Source organism: Carnobacterium sp. FSL E2-0243 (assembly GCF_038003605.1).
GTDB lineage: Bacteria > Bacillota > Bacilli > Lactobacillales > Carnobacteriaceae > Carnobacterium > Carnobacterium maltaromaticum.
Window position 1 is genome coordinate 1,735,129 of the sequence record NZ_JBBOPM010000001.1, and the last position, 18,687, is coordinate 1,753,815.

Genomic DNA, 18,687 nt, shown 5'->3' on the forward strand with positions numbered 1-18,687 from the left:
AATTATTAGGAGGCCATACCAATGACATACAAAACAATTGATGAAGCAAACAAAGCGGTAGCAGCTAAAGTAGTTGCATCTTCACCCTTTTTATTAGATGTAGTTCCTGCCAAAGAAGCTATTCCAGTGCTAGAAGGAAAAGTCTTACTTCATGCAGGTCCACCTATCAAGTGGGAAAACATGCCTGATCCAATGAAAGGCTCATGTATTGGAGCAGTATTATTTGAAGAATGGGAAACAGATGAAGAAAGTGCTCGTGCCTTATTAGAGAGTGGCAAAGTTGAATTTATGCCATGTCATCATTTCGATGCAGTCGGACCAATGGGCGGAATTACTTCTGGCAATATGCCTGTTTTTATTGTTGAAAATAAAACAGATGGTAACTTTGCTTATTGTACTATGAATGAAGGTATTGGAGCAGTTTTACGTTTTGGGGCTTATTCAGAAGAAGTTGTAAATCGTTTACGTTGGATGCGCGATGTTTTAGGACCAACACTAAGCCAAGCTTTAAAAACAATTGAAAATGGTTTGAACTTAAATGTTTTAATTGCTAAAGCAATTGCAATGGGAGATGAATTCCATCAACGTAACATTGCTGCATCATTAGCATTCTTAAAAGAAATGGCACCTATTATTGTTGGTTTAGATATGGATGATACGAATCGTCAAGCTGTAATTAAATTTTTAGCTGATACAGATCAATTCTTCTTAAATATTATGATGGCTGCAACTAAAGCTGTTATGGATGGAGCACGAATGATTGAAGAAGGAACGATTGTCACAGCAATGTGTCGCAATGGAGAAAACTTTGGTATCCGTATTAGTGGGATGGGTGACGAATGGTTCACAGGCCCTGTAAATACGCCTCAAGGACTGTACTTTACAGGATTTACAGGAGAAGATGCTAGCCCGGATATGGGAGACAGTGCGATTACTGAAACCTTTGGTGTTGGAGGAATGGCTATGATAGCTGCACCTGCAGTTACTCGTTTTATCGGAACAGGTGGTTTCCAAGATGCATTAGCGATCAGCAATGAAATGTTAGAAATTGTGATTGATCAAAACCCTAATTTCACAGTTCCAACTTGGGATTTCCAAGGGATTTGTTTAGGAATTGATGCTCGTAAAGTCGTTGAAACTGGAATTACTCCAGTAATCAATACAGGAATTGCGAATAAAAAAGCTGGAGCAGGACAAATTGGAGCAGGAACCGTCCATCCACCAATTGAATGTTTTGAAAAAGCGATTGTTGCTTATGCAAAAAAATTAGGAATGGATAGTTAAGTATAAGGTTTGTAAAAAGCTGTTTTGCTTTGATTAATAGTTTAATTCACGAAAGGAGGTTGTCAAATGATTGAGGTCTGGAAATACCCCATTGAGCGAATCAACGAGTTAATACCAGATAGTATTTGGCAACTTCATAGTGAATTTACAAATGGTGTGAATTTAGTAGATGAGGCTGGGAATTTATTATTTATTGGAACAGATAAAAATGGTGAATTGCCATTTGGTCTTCATTTGACGTTTCGAAATTTAGTTCATTTTAAAGCAGAACTAAATAAAAACACTCGATTTCATTATCATAATTTAACATTTGTTAATCAAGAAAATCTAGAATATAGCCTATCCTTAAAAAATAGTACTCCTTATTCTGTGGCTCTAGAAAAAAAAGGTCAGCTAAATAGTGACGCAGTTGATTCTTTATTTAAATGGGCAAGTAAGGAAGAAAAAAAGCGAAATGGATTGGGTGAATACTTGCCTACGACTGAATTCATATTGGACAATTGGATGATCGAAAACAAACAAGCTATTGGTTATTTATTTTCAGAAAACCCAGTTGAAATTCAACATGGATTACACTACTTTATTGGTCGAGGACAAGGATTAACTCCATCAGGTGATGATTTTTTAGTTGGTTTGTTAAGCCTTGAAAAAGGTTTTTCTATAGTAGATAATCAATTTGAAATTATATTAGAGACATTCGTTTCATCAGAAAAATTAACAACAGATATTAGTGAGGCATATTTGCAAGCTGCTTTAAAAGGGCGGTTTAGCACATCAATCAACCAACTAATCGATGTTTTAGCTGGCACAAAAAATAAGACTGCTTTACCAGATATTCTTACAAAAATAATTCAAAATGGCCATACATCTGGGATAGATACCTTAACAGGGATTTTGGTCGGATTATTAATTGGAACAAAAGACATAAAAAAAGGGGCAAGTTAACTATGGGAAAACGCGTAGTCATTGCGCTTGGAGGAAATGCTATTTTACGTCCAAACCAAGAGGCAACATTTGAAAATCAATTAGCAAACGTTAAAACTAGCACAGATTTAATAGCAGAAGTAAAAAAAGCCGGTCATAAAGTAGTTGTTACTCATGGCAATGGTCCGCAAGTAGGAAATATTTTACGTCAAAATGAAGAAGCTAAAGCTTTTGTTCCGCCTCTACCTATTGATGTTTGTAGTGCTGAATCACAAGGCTTCATTGGCTACATGATGGAACAAACTTTGAAAAACGCTTTGAAATTAGCAGATGTAAAAGGAGAAGTTGTCACTTTATTAACGGAAACTGAAGTAGATGCTAAAGATCCTGCTTTTCTTGAACCGACAAAACCAATTGGGGTTTTCTTTACTGAAGAAGAAGCTAATGAATTAGAAAAATCAAAAGGTTGGGTAATGGCAGAGGATGCTGGACGTGGTTATCGCCGTGTTGTTCCATCGCCACAACCAGTTAAAATTCATGGAGTATCTGCAATTAAAGCGTTAATTGAAATGGATACTGTTGTAATCTCAACAGGTGGCGGAGGTATTCCTGTTGTAGCAGATGAAAAAGGCTTTTTGAAAGGCGTGGAAGCTGTTATTGATAAAGATCGCTCAGCTTTACGTTTATCAGAGCAAGTAGATGCAGATGTTTTTATGATTTTAACAGATGTTCCAAATGTATATTTAAATTATGGTCAACCAGATCAGTTGAAGTTAGAAGGAATTTCGTTAGCAGATGCTAATAAATATATGGCAGAAGGTCATTTTGCTGATGGCAGTATGGGACCTAAAATGGAAGCTGCGATTGCTTTTGCAGCACAAGGGAAAGAATCCATTATCTGTTCCTTAGATGAAGCTGTTGCTGCTCTTCGTGGCGAAGCTGGGACACGTGTATTACCCGCTTAATTGATAGCATTAAACCCACTTACTTTTTTACATAAAAAGTAAGTGGGTTTTAGTTAAATTTGGTCCTCTGTATCAGATAGTACTAATGCTAATCGTAGGTTTAATGATAGTTTTGGATCATTAATCGGAGATTCAAATAATTCTTCGCATTTTGCGATTCGATATTTCACTGTATTACGATGGATAAACAATTTTTTTGCTGTGATAGTGATTTCACATTGTGATTCAAGATAAACTTTTAGTGTGCGCCTCAATTCACGATTCATTTCACTGCGAGGAAAAGCCAGACTTTTTAAATTTACCAAACAAAAGTGCTCAATATCTTCTTTTGGTACATAATCGATTAACTTGTTTAAACCTTTTGATTGAAAGAAAGTAACAACTGGTTGAACATCTTCTTTTAAGCTAATATCAAGGGCATCCATAGCTTCTCTAAAAGAAAAATGAATACTTGCAGGGTCCGTTACTTCATTCCCAATTGAAAAATTTAAGGAGATTGGGAGTTGATCTATCAATCCATTATGAATCGCTACTAACTTATCAGCAAGCAAATTAGTTGATTTTTGCAAAAGCAATGCGTAATAATGGGTATGTTTGATAGGAAATAAAAGTGCCTTTTTAAAATGCAGGTTTATTTGTTTTTCTAGCCATTCATAACTTAAATAAGAACGATCATCAGAAAGTTGCTGATTCGTTTGATCAAGTAAGGTTTCTTCAAAATTAATTATAATAACACGATAATACGAGGATTTAATTATTCCGTAATCTTTACCATAATCTAACCAATTGATTAATTTTGCTTCTGCAGGTAGTTTTTTTTCACTTAATTGATAGAAAAAATCTTTCTTTTGATTTAAAAGATTTTCTGTTAATTTCAAGTTTTTATATAAAGTATAGGATAAGACAGTATTTGCTTGTTCAATAGCAAACTGTGAAAAAGGATAGGGAATTTGATCGGCTTTAAAAATAACTAGTAAATATGGGAAATAGGCACTGCTCATAATTGGAAAAACAGAAACTAATAGTGGGTTTTCTTCCTCGTCTTCTAAAAGAAAAGAATACTCTTTGCCTGAAGATTGGGCTTCTCTCAATTTAGGCTTTATTTTTTCAATGGTGGTATTTGAAAATTTAGGATCATTTTGAAGATGACGAGATTCTGCAACGACTTCAAGAAAAGGATTAATAAGTAATACAGGTCTTTTTAAAATACTTCCAAGATGTCTGGTTAAAGATGTTAAAGTTGCTCCTTTAATCATCATATTTGAAAATTTTTGTTGAATATCTAGTGCGAAATTTAATTTTTCAGTTTCTGTGTCCCATAAATAGGATAATAATTGATGGGAAGTGGTACCCAAAGTAACGGTTGAGGGAATTTGAAGTACAGGAAAGCCTAATTCATCAGCAACAGCTAAAACCATTGGATCTAGCTCGTTAATGAAACGTCCTAACTTTATGCCGATTCCTGCTGCGGGTAGTGCATTTAATGACCGAAGCATATCACATAATCCTTTAGGGTCATCTTTGAAAACCATAGCTGTTGTCAGTAAAAAAACATTTTTAGGTAAATATGCGGCCACATCAGGAGTTTCAGAAATTTCAATTGTATCCACTATTTTAGTTAAATCTGCATGGCTGTTTAGAACTTGAATATTTGAAAAACGTGGAATTTGTAATAACTCGCCAATTGTTGTCATGAAAAATTCTCCTATCTCTTTGGTATTATTCTCCTATCTTACCGTTTTTTTTAAGTTAAAGCAATCTGAATTTAGTTAGTTTGAACGAATATAGTTTGTTTTATTGTTTGTATTGAACAAAGATTCACAAGTTGATTTCGATTAAAATAGTAGTGAGAACATGTCATTTAATTGCTAAATAGGCATTAAATTTTATGGAATTACGTTTAGTTTATACAAAAAAACAAATTTAATGAATACAATCAATCTATTTAGCTAGAAATTATTTAATTGGAGGAAAAAAATATGATTAAACAACTTTCAGTGCCAACGCGTACAATTATGACACCAGGTCCAGTAGAAGTTGAGCCTCGTGTTTTAAAAGCGCTATCTACACCGATTATTGGGCAGTACGATCCAGAATTTTTTAGAGTAATGGGGGAAGTATCCACCCTGTTAAAAACACCTTTTGAAACAACAAATGCACAGGCTTTTGTTGTAGATGGTACATCTCGTTCAGGTTTGGAAGCGGCTATGTTGGGTTTAGTTGAAAAAGGTGATCGTGTTTTAGTCCCTGCATATGGACGCTTTGGTTATTTATTTGTGGAATTAGCAGAGCGAGCGGGTGGTGAAGTTAAATTAATTGAAAAAACTTGGGGCGAAACATTCTCGCCAGAGGAAGTTATTGCAGCAATTAAAGAATTCAACCCAAAAGTAGTTGCTTTAGTTCATGGTGAAACATCAACCGGACAAATTCAAGAACTTAAAGAAATTGGTCAATATTGCCAAGAAAATGGTCATTTATTTTTAGTGGATGCAGTAGCTACTTTTTGTGGTGCACCTGTTAAAGTTGATGAATGGGGGATTGATATAGCTGTTGGTGGAACTCAAAAATGTTTAAGTGTTCCTTCCGGTATGTCACCAATTACCTACAATAAAAAAGTAGAAGATATTTTAACTTCACGTTATCAAATGGAATTAGGCCTGTCAGACGAACATCGCAACTCTGACTTTATTAAAAGTAACTACCTAGATTTAAGCCAAATTCAACGTTATTGGGGACCAGAACATATTAATCATCATACTGAAATGACTTCAATGATTTATGGGATCCATGAAGGGTTACGTATTGTTGAAGAAGAAACTTTAGAGGTGCGTTATGCACGTCATTCTTTAAATGAGAAGGCTATGATGGCTGGTATCAAGGCCATGGGTCTTAATTTATTTGGTAACCCTAAATCTAAAATGGTGACTGTTACATGTGTTGAAATCCCAAAAGGTGTGGATGGAGAAGCCGTTCGAAGCACTCTTTTAAACGAGTTTGGCGTAGAAATTGCAAGCTCATTTGGTTCGTTAAAAGGAAAAATTTGGCGGATTGGAAATATGGGCTATAGTAGTCGAAAAGAAAATGTACTTCATACGCTTGGCGCATTGGAAGCGGCAATTCTTTACCATGGTGGAGAAATTATTAAAGGTGAAGCAACGTTAGCTGCAATGAAAGTCTATGATAGTCAAAAATAAATAGTTTACTAAAAAGCTTCAGAAATTTGGAATTTTCTGGAGCTTTTTTAGTTATGTTCGATTAAGCATCTAAATCTAGAATAAGAAATTGAAAAAAAGTAGAAGGTACGGTATAATTGTAACTGTAGTTATATTTAAAGGTTTAGAAAGGATTAGATGATGTCTTTTAAAAAAATAGCAATTATAGTTAGTAGTATAGCTTTATTAATAGTTATAGGAATATATACAGGAAAAGCATTAACGTATCAAACCAAATTTTTACCAAAAACAATGATAAACGATATGGATATTTCTAATAAAACTGTTTTTCAAGTAAACAAAGAGCTACAAAAATCATATCGGGGAAAAACTTTTGTTGCCACGGAAGGTGGAATGGAATTATTTAAATTCACTGGGTCTGACGTAGGAATCACAGATGATTTTACTGAAAGTTTAACGCTGATAAAAGATCAACAAGATCAGTGGAGTTGGCCAATTCGAATCTTGAAAAATAAAGTTCAAAAAGAAAAACTCGAAAAAACCACTTACAATAAAGAAACTTTTGCTGGATTTTTCGCCGGATTGCCATTAGTGAGTGCTAATCGTATCAAGCCAGAGAATGCCAAAATAGAAAAAAACGAAAGTAATTTTAACTTAAAGCCTGAAGTTATGGGGAATACATTTGATCTAGATAAAGTGAAAGCTTCGTTGATTACGACGATCGAATCAGAAGAAACTCGGATTAGTTTAGATGATTATTATCAAAAACCAACTATTTATAAAGATAATCCTGAGCTAATCAAAATAACAAATGAAGCAAATAGCCTTAGTAAATTAGACATATCTTATTTAATTGTTGACCAAAAAGAAACTATTTCGGCAGAACGTTTATTTCAGTGGATTAGTTTAGATGCTGAAAATAATATTGTGATTGATGAAGATAAAGTTACAAGTTATTTGACAGAATTGGCAACTAAATATAGCACTAAAACTAAATCTCGTAAGTTTGTTAGTACAAAAAAGGGCATAGTTGATGTGCCGCCAGGAATTTATGGATGGACGTTTTTAGTTAATGATGAGGTCAATTCATTAGTTGCTGATATACGAACAAAAACGAATTTACAAGATAGAGAGCCGAAACATGAAGGTAGTGGGTATGGAGTTGATATTGGGAAAACTTATGTAGAGGTTGATTTAACAAATCAACATATGTGGTTTTACAAAGATGGTGTAGTGGCTCTAGAGACAGACGTTGTAACAGGTAAGCCAACTACTCCCACTCCACCAGGTGCTTTCTATATTTGGAATCGTGAACCAAATGCTATCTTGCGCGGTGTCGATTACGAAACACCAGTCAAATATTGGATGCCGATTGATTGGGATGGAGTAGGAATTCATGACTCAAATTGGCAATCAGCGTACGGGGGAAACTTATACTTAACAGTAGGATCTCATGGTTGTATTAATACACCACCTGGAGTTATGGAAAAACTATTTGCTATTGCTCCTGTAGGAACCTCAGTTTTAGTCTTTTAAATGTAATAAACCATCTGAGGGTAGATGGTTTTTTCATTTTAGAAAAATAAATAGGCTAAGAATTTGTTATCATTAATAAAATTAACCTGTTTATTCTACTAAATTCTAAATCTAGGAATAAAAAGCTATCCTTACGTCCACTATTATTGTAGAATAAGAGGTAGAAGATTTTTATCAAGGCTAGTTCTTTTGAGCCAACTCTTCTAGAAAAAGATGAAATTTTGAGATGGCAAAAAACGCCATATCAAATTTCCCTATTTTCTTGCCAGAGCTAATCGGCTCCACAAACTTTTTATTAGGCTAGTTTTTATGAGCCAACTCTTCTAGAAAAAGATGAAATTTCGAGATGGCAAAAAACGCCATATCAAATTTCCCTATTTTCTTGCCAGAGCTGACCGGCTCCACAAACTTTTTATTCAAGGAGGTATATAATGATTGTTTATTATGCACTTGCGGCTGTAATTCTAGTTATAGATCAAATTACAAAGTATGTAGTCGTGAACAATATTGATTTATATGAAGTTAAAGAAGTAATTCCTGGAATTTTATCATGGATGTATATTCGTAATACGGGTGCTGCATGGAGTATTTTAGAGGGTCAGATGTGGTTTTTCTACATTATAACCTTTGCAGTAGTAATTGCTGTTATCTATATTATGCAAAAATACGCAAAAGGCAATTGGTTATTTTCTTTGGGCTTGTCATTAATATTAGCAGGTGCTTTGGGTAACTTTATTGATCGCTTACGTTTAGGGTATGTTGTAGATATGATTCGTTTAGATTTTATGAATTTCCCGATTTTTAATGTTGCGGATATGTCCTTAAGTATTGGAGTTGCCGTAATTATTCTCTATGTATTGTTAGATGAAAAAAATAAAAAGCTGTCTTAACAGAAGAAGGATTTGAAAAAATGAGAACCACTGATGAACATAATTTTACAGTAAATGAAGAAAAAGGACGTTTAGATAAGGTTTTAACTGAACTTTTACCTGGTAAAAGCCGTTCACAACTTCAGCAATGGATTAAAGAAGGCGATGCTTTAGTAAATAATGAACCGTCAAAAGCGAATTACAAAGTTCAACAAGGTGATAAGATATCAATTATTGAACCAGAAGCCGTTCCTTTAGAAATTGTGGCAGAAAACATTCCCCTTGAGATTGTCTATGAGGATCAAGATGTATTAGTTGTTAACAAACCTCAAGGAATGGTTGTGCATCCATCTGTAGGTCATATGACTGGAACACTGGTCAATGCATTAATGTATCATATTAAAGATTTATCTGGTATTAATGGCGTTGTTCGTCCAGGAATAGTACACCGTATTGATAAGGACACCTCTGGATTATTAATGGTTGCTAAAAATGACCAAGCACATGAAAAGTTAGCAGCTCAATTAAAAGATAAAACATCTTTACGTGAATATGTTGCGCTTGTTCATGGTGAAATTCCTCATGAAAAAGGAACAATTGATGCACCGATTGGACGTGCTAAGGAAGATCGTAAAAAACAAGCAATTATTGATGATGGTCGTCCAGCGGTCACTCATTTTAAAGTAATTGAGGGATTGAAAGATTACACAGTTGTTTCATTACAACTAGAGACTGGCAGAACCCATCAAATTCGTGTTCATATGCGTTATATTGGATTTCCAATTGTGGGCGACCCAACTTATGGTCCTAAAAAAACGATTAAAGGTCATGGTCAATTTTTACACGCTAAAGTATTGGGCTTCAAACACCCAACGACTGGTGAATTTCTGACTTTTGAAGCACCAATTCCAGAAATTTTCGAAGAAACTTTAACCGAATTAAGAAATAATGATTGACATTAAACCCTTAATTAGGTATATTTAATTCAGTAAAAAAATTAAATATTTCCTTTAACAATAGTCCTGTGAGGCTAAGAAGGAGCATGCACAAAAGTTAAGCTTGGAATAGGCTAAGACTTTTGTAAAAGATAGACTAACTGTGCCCTCTTACCTTAAACTAGGTGAGAGGTTTTTTTGTGGAAATGAGCCAATACCAAATTTGAGAGGAGTTTAAACATGACGGAAAGAAAAGAAATCGAAGTAGTTGATGCTGCCGCGATGAAACGTGCTTTAACTCGAATCACTTATGAAATTATCGAGAGAAACAAAGGGATTGAAGATTTAGTTTTAGTCGGAATTAAAACCAGAGGCATTTATATTGCTCGAAGAATTGCTGATCGTTTGAAACAATTAGAAAGTGTTGATATCCCAGTTGGTGAGTTAGATATTTCTTTATACCGTGATGATGTTCATACAAGCGATGGACGTGAGCCTGAAATCAACGGGTCAAATATCCCAGTTTCAATTGAAGGAAAGCAAGTTATTTTAGTTGATGATGTGTTATATACGGGTAGAACAATTCGTGCTGCGTTAGACGCTCTGATGGATATTGCTAGACCTCGTAAGATTTCTCTAGCAGTATTAGTTGATCGCGGTCACCGTGAATTGCCAATTCGTGCTGATTTTGTTGGGAAAAATATCCCAACTTCATTAGATGAGCAAATTAAAGTCGAAGTTGAAGAATTAGATGGGCTTGATAAAGTAAGTATACAAAAAATTAAATAAAGTGAAACTTTAACTGAGTCCAGAGAGGCACAGAAGGTCACACTATGCTATGTTTAGAGGCTTAACTCTATGCATAAATTAGAAGAACCTAGCAGTCTCACTCAGACACTAGGTTCTTTTTTTGTAAGCTAGTTCGTATGAGCGAACTCACAGAGCTTTTTATAAAAAAATATAATGAAAACGAGTAGGGAGTAATTTGTTTATGTCGCAAGAAAAGTTTAGAAATGAAAATGTTGTTTTAGATATTCATGAGAAGCCGGGCACTATCCATTGGTTTGGGTTAAGCCTGCAGCATCTTTTTACCATGTTTGGAGCAACAGTCTTAGTTCCAATTTTAGTTGGTTTGAATCCTGGTATCGCCTTAGTGACATCTGGTATCGGTACACTTCTTTATATAGCAATCACAAAAGGTAAAATACCAGCTTATCTGGGAAGTAGCTTTGCTTTTATTACACCGATGATTCTTGTCATCGAAAAAGGTGGCTATCCAGCGGCATTCCAAGGTGCTTTGTATGCAGGGCTAGTTTACTGGGTTGTAGCATTGGTGATTAAATTAATTGGATCTGATTGGTTAGATAAAGTGCTACCTCCAATTGTTGTTGGTCCGGTTGTAATGGTAATTGGTCTTAGTTTATCAGGAACAGCAGCAACACAAGCAATGTATGAACACGCAACAGCCGCACCAGAAAATTACAATGTGACATATATTTTAATCGCTTTAGCAACATTAGCCATTACAATTGTTTGCAACATGTATTTAAAAGGATTCTTAAGCTTAATTCCAATTTTAATTGGCATAGTTGGAGGATATATTCTTTCATTAGCCTTTGGAATCGTTGATTTATCAGGTGTTCAAGAAGCAGCTTGGTTCCAGGTTCCGAAATTTGAAATTCCGTTTTTATCCTATAAACCAGCCTTTTCACTAGCAGCTTTGGCGACAATGGCACCAATCGCATTTGTCACAATGAGTGAACATATCGGTCATCTGATGGTCTTAAATAAAATTACAGAGCGTAATTTCTTTAAGAAACCAGGTCTATCAAGAACTCTTTTCGCTGATGGAGCCGCTACAGTTGTTGCTTCCTTATTAGGAGGACCACCTGCAACTAGTTATGGTGAAAATATTGGCGTCTTAGCTTTAACAAAAGTTCATAGTGTTTTTGTCATCGGAGGTGCTGCAACATTAGCCATCTTGTTCGGTTTCGTTGGAAAAGTTAGTGCAGTCATCTTAAGTATTCCAGGTCCTGTTATTGGGGGAATTAGCTTCCTGTTATTCGGAGTTATTGCTTCAAGCGGTTTAAGAATTCTAATTGATAATAAAATAAATTTTGATGAAAAACGTAACTTAATTATCGCTTCAGTTATCTTAGTGATTGGAATTGGTGGTGCATATTTCCAATTTGGATCGTTAACCCTATCAGGGATGAGTTTAGCAACAGTTGTAGGAATTGTTTTAAATCTAATCCTACCAAAAAAAGCACAAAGTGAAATTGAACACGAAGCAAAAGTATAAACAAAATAAGATTCAAGGATATAGTCAAGCCTGATTCTGTAAGTTCAACATACTAAGGAGGAATTACCATGACAGCAACGATTCAAAAATTACAATTAGACCATCTAGTTTCAGTTGAAGCATTAAGCAATGAAGAAGTCATGACTTTAATCAAACGTGCGCAAGAATTCAAAAATGGAGCAAGTTATCATCCTAAGCATCCAAAATATGCAGTGAATTTATTTTTTGAGAATAGCACAAGAACCCATAAAAGTTTTGAAATGGCTGAGAAAAAATTAGGTTTGGATATTATTGATTTTGAAGTTGCTACTAGTAGTGTGAAAAAAGGTGAGACACTTTACGACACGGTCTTAACGATGTCTGCTTTAGGTGTTGATGTAGCTGTCATCCGTCATGGTGATGAAGCTTATTATGAAGAGTTAATTGCAAGTACTGGGATTAAACTAGCTGTTGTAAACGGTGGAGATGGTAGCGGCCAACATCCTAGCCAATCTTTATTAGATTTAATGACAATTTATGAAGAATTTGGCAAATTTGAAGGATTGAAAGTCGCAATTGTGGGTGATTTAACTCATTCTAGAGTGGCCAATTCAAATATGCAATTATTAAATCGATTAGGAGCAGAAGTTTTCTTTTCTGGACCAGAAGAGTGGTTTGATGCAAGTTACAATGAATTTGGTACGTATTTGCCATTAGACGAGTTAGTTGAAGAAGTTGATGTTATGATGATGCTACGAGTTCAGCATGAACGTCATGAATATTACGGAAATTTCTCAAAAGAAAAATATTTAGCTACCTATGGATTAACTGAAGAGCGAGAAAGTAAAATGAAACCAGATGCAATCATTATGCATCCTGCTCCAGTAAATCGAGATGTTGAACTAGAAGGGTCATTAGTTGAGTGCCCACGCTCTAGAATTGTTCAACAAATGTCCAACGGTGTTTATACACGTATGGCTATCTTGGAAGCTGTTTTAGAATAGAAAAACTAGGTCAGTAAAAATAGGGATAGTAGCTATCTACTGAAACTATTTTTGCTGATTTTTCTAAGGTGTGAGAAAAGCTGGTCTAATTCAATAAAATTTAAAAATAAAAACTTGGAGGCAACTAAATGTATACTTGGATTAAAAATGTAAAAATGGTGAACCATCGTAATGAGTTAGAGGCAATTGAATTAATGATTAAGGATGATAAAATTGAAGCAATTGGGACGGATTTAAGTTTGATTGGAATCCAAGCTGAAAAAACAATTGATGGTCAAGATGCTTTGATTACCCCCGGTTTAGTTGATGTTCATGTACATTTAAGAGAGCCTGGTTTCACATATAAAGAAACGATTCAAACAGGTAGTGAAGCTGCCGCACGAGGTGGATTTACTACAATTTGTGCGATGCCTAATACAAATCCTGTTCCTGATACTGTTGAAAAATTTGAGGAATTACAAGCACTCATTAAAAAAGATGCTGTTGTTAAAGTTTTACATTATGCACCTATTACAACAGGCTTAAAAAGTGATGAACTAGTTAATCAACCAGGCTTACTAGCTGCAGGTGCATTTGCATTTACAAACGATGGTGTGGGTGTTCAACCAGCTGGAACGATGTATTTAGCCATGGTAGAGGCAGCTAAAAATAATACAGCCATTGTTGCTCATACAGAAGATGACTCCTTACTTTTTGGGGGAGTGATGCATAAAGGTAAAATATCAGAAAAGTTAAACTTACCAGGTATTTTAAGCATTACTGAAGCCTCTCAAATTGCGCGAGATGTTTTGTTAAGTGAAGCAACTGGTGCTCATTACCATGTGTGCCATGTCTCAACAAAAGAAAGTGTGCGAGTTATCCGCGATGCGAAAAAAGCTGGTATTCATGTCACTGCTGAAGTAACACCTCATCATTTGTTGCTTTCCGAAGAAGATATTCCAAGTGATACAGCCATTTATAAAATGAATCCACCATTAAGAGGGACTGATGATCGCGAAGCATTGATTGAAGGACTACTAGACGGCACAATTGATTTTATTGCAACAGACCACGCTCCCCACAGCGCAGAAGAAAAATCAGGAAGCATGGTTGGCGCACCATTTGGCATTGTTGGAAGTGAAACGGCCTTTCAACTGTTGTATACCCACTTTGTAAAAACTGGGAAATTCACTTTGCTACAACTGATTGATTGGATGAGTACAAAACCGGCTGAAGTTTTCAATTTAAATGCAGGTAGTTTAGAAGTAGGCGCACCAGCAGATCTGGCATTATTCAATTTAACTGAAGAAGAAGAAATAGATGCAAAAGATTTTAAATCACTATCAAGTAATACGCCATTTATTGGTTGGAAGGTAGTTGGAAATACAGTTATGACGCTAGTTGATGGAAAAGTAGTTTATTCATAGGAGGCTTGATAGGATGGATCGTTTATTACTATTAGAAGATGGGACAATATTTAAAGGTAAAGGTTTCGGCGCTCCAATTGAAGTAACTGGAGAAGTTGTTTTTACCACTGGAATGACTGGTTACCAAGAAACCATAACAGATCAATCCTATAATGGTCAGATGATTGTTTTCACTTACCCATTAGTTGGAAATTATGGCATCAACCGTGATGATTTTGAGTCAATTGAGCCAACGTGTAAAGGTGTTATTGTAAAAGAACATGCAAGAGTGGCTTCAAACTGGCGAAGCCAAATTACTTTGGATGAGTTTTTAAAGCGTAAGAATATTCCAGGAATTTCTGGTATTGATACAAGGCAATTAACTAAACTATTGCGCGAAAAAGGAACAATTAAAGGGATGATTACAGGTGCAAATGAAAATCTGGAACATGCTTTCGATCAATTAAGAGCGACTGTTTTACCAACAAACCAAGTTGCTCAAGTGTCTACTTCTAGACCGTATCCAAGTCCTGGGAGCGGCAGAAATGTTGTTGTCATTGATTTTGGTTTAAAACACAGTATTTTAAGAGAATTAAGTAACCGAAATTGTAATTTAACTATTTTACCGTATAATACAACAGCTCAAACGATTTTAGAGTTAGATCCAGATGGTGTTATGTTGACCAACGGGCCTGGTGATCCAAAGGATGTACCAGAGGCTTTGGAAATGATTCGTGGAATCCAAGGGAAACTACCTATTTTCGGCATTTGTTTGGGACATCAATTGATTTCTTTGGCAAATGGAGCTGATACATTCAAACTTAAATTTGGACATCGAGGTTTTAATCACCCTGTACGAGAAATTGCAACAGGACGGATTGATTTCACGTCACAAAATCATGGCTATGCAGTAGATGAAAAAAGCATTGATAAGAATGAATTAATTGTCACTCATATTGAACTAAATGACGGAACAGTTGAAGGAATTAAACATCGTCATCACCCAGTTTTCAGCGTTCAATTTCATCCAGATGCAGCTCCTGGTCCACATGATGCAGGACATTTGTTTGATCAATTTATGGAATTAATGGATGCTGGAAAGGAGCGCAAAGCCAATGCCTAAAAGAACAGATATAAAAAAAATTATGGTGATTGGTTCTGGTCCTATTATTATTGGCCAGGCCGCGGAATTTGATTATGCAGGGACGCAAGCATGCTTAGCATTGCGAGAAGAAGGGTACGAGGTTGTCTTAGTCAACTCAAATCCAGCAACAATTATGACAGATAAAGAGATTGCAGATAAAGTTTATATCGAACCAATTACACTAGAGTTTGTTTCAAGAATTTTAAGAAAAGAATTACCCGATGCAATTGTGCCAACTTTAGGTGGGCAAACTGGTTTAAATATGGCAATGGAATTAGCAGCTTCTGGCATTTTAGACGAACTTGAAATCGAATTACTTGGAACTAAATTAAGTGCTATTGACCAAGCAGAAGATCGTGATTTATTTAGACAGTTGATGCATGATTTAAATGAGCCTGTTCCAGAATCAGATATTGTTCATACTGTTGAAGAAGCAGTTGCCTTTTCTGAAAAAATTGGTTTTCCATTAATTGTTCGACCTGCCTTTACTTTAGGTGGGACTGGTGGCGGAATTTGTAACAACTTAAAAGAATTAAAAGAAATTGTCACGAATGGCTTAAAACTTTCACCAGCGACACAATGTTTAGTAGAAATGAGTATCGCCGGCTACAAAGAAATCGAGTATGAAGTTATGCGAGATAGTGCTGATAATGCCATGGTTGTTTGTAATATGGAAAATATTGATCCGGTTGGGATTCATACAGGTGACTCGATTGTTGTCGCACCAAGTCAAACTCTCTCTGATTATGAGTATCAACTTTTACGTGATTCTTCGTTGAAAATTATTCGCGCGTTAGGAATTGAAGGGGGCTGTAACGTTCAACTAGCTCTTGATCCAAATAGTTTTAATTATTATATTATTGAAGTAAACCCTCGTGTTAGCCGCTCATCAGCGCTAGCCAGTAAAGCAACGGGTTATCCAATTGCTAAATTAGCAGCCAAGATTGCAGTTGGATTGACTTTAGATGAAATGAAAAATCCGGTAACTGGAACAACTTATGCGCAATTTGAACCGGCACTGGATTATGTAGTAGCTAAAATTCCACGCTGGCCTTTTGATAAATTTGAACATGGGGAACGCAAATTAGGAACGCAAATGAAAGCGACTGGAGAAGTCATGTCAATTGGTCGAAATATTGAAGAGGCGCTTTTAAAAGCCGTCCGTTCTTTAGAAATTGGGACAATTCACATTGAAACACCAGAAGCTAATGCAGTAAGTGATGAAGATCTTGTTGGGAAAATTATTAATGCTCAGGATGACCGTTTATTTTATTTAATTGAAGGTATCAGACGAGGGTATAGTATCCAAGATTTGGCTGAACTGACTAAAATTGATTTATTTTTCTTAGATAAGCTTTTGCATATTGTTGAAATTGAACAAGATTTAAAAGATCATCCTTATGACCTTACTAGCTTAGAAAATGCCAAGAAAAATGGTTTTTCAGATGTTGCAGTTGCTAAGTTTTGGGAAACAGATGCCTTACGCATTCGCGAAATTAGAAAAGAAAATGGATTGGTTCCAGTCTACAAGATGGTGGATACTTGCGCTGGTGAATTCGAATCAAAAACACCTTATTTTTATAGTACGTATGAGCAAGAAAACGAGAGTATTGTCAGTAAAAAAGAATCCGTATTAGTCTTAGGTTCAGGTCCAATTAGAATTGGCCAAGGAGTCGAATTTGATTACGCAACGGTTCATTCTGTTAAAGCAATACAAAAATGTGGGTATGAAGCGATTATTATGAATAGCAATCCAGAAACAGTCTCAACTGACTTTTCGATTTCTGATAAACTTTATTTTGAACCTTTAACTTTAGAAGATGTCATGCATGTGATTGATTTAGAACAGCCAAAAGGCGTAATTGTTCAGTTTGGAGGACAAACTGCAATCAATTTAGCCGAACCGTTAACTAAATTAGGTGTTCCGATTTTGGGAACAACCGTCGAAGATTTGGATCGTGCAGAAAATCGTGATTTATTTGAGCAAGCATTGAAATCAATTGATATTCCGCAGCCTTTAGGAGACACAGCTAGAAGTGAAGCTGAAGCAGTAACAATAGCCAATCGCATTGGTTATCCAGTTTTAGTTAGACCTAGTTATGTTTTAGGCGGTCGGGCAATGGAAATTGTCGAGAATCAAAAAGATTTAGAAAATTACATGCGCAATGCCGTTAAAGCTTCGCCAGAACATCCGGTCCTAGTTGATCGCTACTTGTTAGGCAAAGAATGTGAAGTTGATGCAATCAGTGACGGAACAGATGTCTTAATTCCAGGAATTATGGAGCATATTGAACGAGCTGGAGTGCATTCTGGTGACTCTATGGCCGTTTATCCACCGCAAAATTTATCTCAAAAAATCCAAGATACAATTGCAGATTACACAAAACGCTTAGCGCTTGGGTTAAATTGTATCGGTATGATGAACGTCCAGTTCGTTATTTTCGAAGAGCAAGTTTATGTGATTGAAGTCAATCCACGAGCTAGCCGTACGGCGCCGTTCTTAAGTAAAGTAACGGGTATTCCAATGGCTCAAGTAGCAACAAATGTCATCTTAGGGAAGTCTTTAAAAGAACAAGGGTACAAAGATGGATTATATCCAGAGTCAACAAAAGTTCATGTTAAAGCACCGGTCTTTTCTTTTGCTAAATTGTTGAGTGTTGATACTAATTTAGGACCAGAGATGAAATCAACTGGCGAAGTTATGGGAACTGATTCAACTCTAGAAAAAGCTTTATACAAAGCTTTTGAAGGAAGCAATATGCATTTAGCCGATCATGGTACAGCATTATTTACGATTGCAGATGAAGATAAAGTTGAGTCTGGCGAACTTGCTAAACGCTTCTTGGCTATTGGGTACCAATTAGTTGCGACGAGTGGAACAGCTAAGTACTTGAAGCAGGAAGGTATTCTTGTTAAAGAAATTAATAAGATTACTGAGGATGAAGAACTGACTGTGCTAGATGTTATTCGTGAAGGTAAAGTTCAAGTTGTAGTGAATACGATGGGACGAGATAAAGAAGTACAAAGTGATGGCTTCCAAATCCGTCGCGAAGCTGTTGAACAAGGAGTCCCGTTATTTACTTCACTAGATACGACTAGTGCTATCTTAAAAGTGTTAGAATCACGTTCATTTGATACACTTGCTTTATAAATGCTAAAATAGAATTAAGCTTGATTTTTATTTAAG

At 35.7% G+C, this 18,687-nt stretch carries 14 protein-coding genes; 13 read left to right on the plus strand and 1 reads right to left on the minus strand.

Translation table 11 applies throughout. The annotated features are described in order from the left end of the window. Window positions 1-21: 21 nt before the first annotated feature. The 3 genes from MHI00_RS08090 (at window position 22) to arcC (ending at window position 3,173) form a co-directional block, all read left to right on the plus strand. Window positions 22-1,284: a YlbE family protein gene (locus tag MHI00_RS08090; protein WP_010053768.1), complete on the plus strand. Its 1,263-nt coding sequence runs from the start codon at window positions 22-24 to the stop codon at window positions 1,282-1,284. 66 nt (window positions 1,285-1,350) lie between these two features. Continuing rightward, window positions 1,351-2,229 (plus strand): DUF2877 domain-containing protein, encoded by an 879-nt coding sequence (locus tag MHI00_RS08095; protein ID WP_056998822.1) that lies wholly within the window; start codon window positions 1,351-1,353, stop codon window positions 2,227-2,229. 2 nt (window positions 2,230-2,231) lie between these two features. Further along, window positions 2,232-3,173 (plus strand): carbamate kinase, encoded by a 942-nt coding sequence (gene arcC, locus MHI00_RS08100; protein ID WP_010053770.1) that lies wholly within the window; start codon window positions 2,232-2,234, stop codon window positions 3,171-3,173. Window positions 3,174-3,226: 53 nt separating this feature from the next. Here the strand turns inward: arcC and MHI00_RS08105 are convergent, their stop codons facing one another. Continuing rightward, window positions 3,227-4,867 (minus strand): PucR family transcriptional regulator, encoded by a 1,641-nt coding sequence (locus tag MHI00_RS08105; RefSeq protein WP_010053771.1) that lies wholly within the window; start codon window positions 4,865-4,867, stop codon window positions 3,227-3,229. Between the two features lie 285 nt (window positions 4,868-5,152). On the opposite strand from MHI00_RS08105, the gene MHI00_RS08110 reads away from it, so the two are divergent. The 10 genes from MHI00_RS08110 (at window position 5,153) to carB (ending at window position 18,651) form a co-directional block, all read left to right on the plus strand. After that, a complete protein-coding gene (locus MHI00_RS08110; RefSeq protein WP_201730555.1) occupies window positions 5,153-6,367 on the plus strand; it encodes a pyridoxal-phosphate-dependent aminotransferase family protein in 1,215 nt (404 codons plus the stop codon). 156 nt (window positions 6,368-6,523) lie between these two features. Next, window positions 6,524-7,882, plus strand: a complete 1,359-nt coding sequence (locus MHI00_RS08115; RefSeq protein WP_341112617.1) for a L,D-transpeptidase family protein — start codon at window positions 6,524-6,526, stop codon at window positions 7,880-7,882. 428 nt (window positions 7,883-8,310) lie between these two features. Further along, a complete protein-coding gene (gene lspA / locus MHI00_RS08120; protein ID WP_283644799.1) occupies window positions 8,311-8,772 on the plus strand; it encodes a signal peptidase II in 462 nt (153 codons plus the stop codon). Between the two features lie 20 nt (window positions 8,773-8,792). Continuing rightward, window positions 8,793-9,707, plus strand: a complete 915-nt coding sequence (locus tag MHI00_RS08125) for an RluA family pseudouridine synthase (protein ID WP_341112619.1) — start codon at window positions 8,793-8,795, stop codon at window positions 9,705-9,707. 219 nt (window positions 9,708-9,926) lie between these two features. Continuing rightward, the gene (gene pyrR, locus MHI00_RS08130; RefSeq protein WP_010053777.1) at window positions 9,927-10,475 is read left to right on the plus strand and encodes a bifunctional pyr operon transcriptional regulator/uracil phosphoribosyltransferase PyrR; all 549 of its coding nucleotides are present in this window, start codon (window positions 9,927-9,929) and stop codon (window positions 10,473-10,475) included. A gap of 202 nt (window positions 10,476-10,677) precedes the next feature. After that, on the plus strand, window positions 10,678-11,988 hold the full coding sequence (gene uraA / locus MHI00_RS08135; protein ID WP_201730556.1) for a uracil permease: 1,311 nt from the start codon (window positions 10,678-10,680) through the stop codon (window positions 11,986-11,988). 68 nt (window positions 11,989-12,056) lie between these two features. Further along, window positions 12,057-12,971, plus strand: coding sequence for an aspartate carbamoyltransferase catalytic subunit (locus MHI00_RS08140; RefSeq protein WP_056998818.1), 915 nt, complete (start codon window positions 12,057-12,059; stop codon window positions 12,969-12,971). Window positions 12,972-13,099: 128 nt separating this feature from the next. Further along, the gene (locus MHI00_RS08145) at window positions 13,100-14,377 is read left to right on the plus strand and encodes a dihydroorotase (RefSeq protein ID WP_341112626.1); all 1,278 of its coding nucleotides are present in this window, start codon (window positions 13,100-13,102) and stop codon (window positions 14,375-14,377) included. A gap of 13 nt (window positions 14,378-14,390) precedes the next feature. Beyond that, window positions 14,391-15,479 carry a carbamoyl phosphate synthase small subunit gene (locus MHI00_RS08150; RefSeq protein ID WP_010053784.1) on the plus strand — a complete coding sequence of 363 codons (1,089 nt, stop codon included), beginning with the start codon at window positions 14,391-14,393 and terminating at the stop codon, window positions 15,477-15,479. Beyond that, window positions 15,472-18,651: a carbamoyl-phosphate synthase large subunit gene (carB, locus tag MHI00_RS08155; RefSeq protein WP_010053785.1), complete on the plus strand. Its 3,180-nt coding sequence runs from the start codon at window positions 15,472-15,474 to the stop codon at window positions 18,649-18,651. The genes MHI00_RS08150 and carB overlap by 8 nt, the downstream gene beginning before the upstream one ends. The last annotated feature ends 36 nt before the right edge of the window (window positions 18,652-18,687 follow it).

Coding starts and splice junctions, on each gene's coding strand:
- MHI00_RS08125 (WP_341112619.1), top strand. CDS start 8,793: ATGAGAACCACTGATGAACATAATTTTACAGTAAATGAAGAAAAAGGA.
- MHI00_RS08145 (WP_341112626.1), top strand. CDS start 13,100: ATGTATACTTGGATTAAAAATGTAAAAATGGTGAACCATCGTAATGAG.
- MHI00_RS08090 (WP_010053768.1), top strand. CDS start 22: ATGACATACAAAACAATTGATGAAGCAAACAAAGCGGTAGCAGCTAAA.
- pyrR (WP_010053777.1), top strand. CDS start 9,927: ATGACGGAAAGAAAAGAAATCGAAGTAGTTGATGCTGCCGCGATGAAA.
- MHI00_RS08105 (WP_010053771.1), bottom strand. CDS start 4,867: ATGACAACAATTGGCGAGTTATTACAAATTCCACGTTTTTCAAATATT.
- MHI00_RS08110 (WP_201730555.1), top strand. CDS start 5,153: ATGATTAAACAACTTTCAGTGCCAACGCGTACAATTATGACACCAGGT.
- arcC (WP_010053770.1), top strand. CDS start 2,232: ATGGGAAAACGCGTAGTCATTGCGCTTGGAGGAAATGCTATTTTACGT.
- MHI00_RS08140 (WP_056998818.1), top strand. CDS start 12,057: ATGACAGCAACGATTCAAAAATTACAATTAGACCATCTAGTTTCAGTT.
- MHI00_RS08115 (WP_341112617.1), top strand. CDS start 6,524: ATGATGTCTTTTAAAAAAATAGCAATTATAGTTAGTAGTATAGCTTTA.
- carB (WP_010053785.1), top strand. CDS start 15,472: ATGCCTAAAAGAACAGATATAAAAAAAATTATGGTGATTGGTTCTGGT.
- uraA (WP_201730556.1), top strand. CDS start 10,678: ATGTCGCAAGAAAAGTTTAGAAATGAAAATGTTGTTTTAGATATTCAT.
- MHI00_RS08095 (WP_056998822.1), top strand. CDS start 1,351: ATGATTGAGGTCTGGAAATACCCCATTGAGCGAATCAACGAGTTAATA.
- MHI00_RS08150 (WP_010053784.1), top strand. CDS start 14,391: ATGGATCGTTTATTACTATTAGAAGATGGGACAATATTTAAAGGTAAA.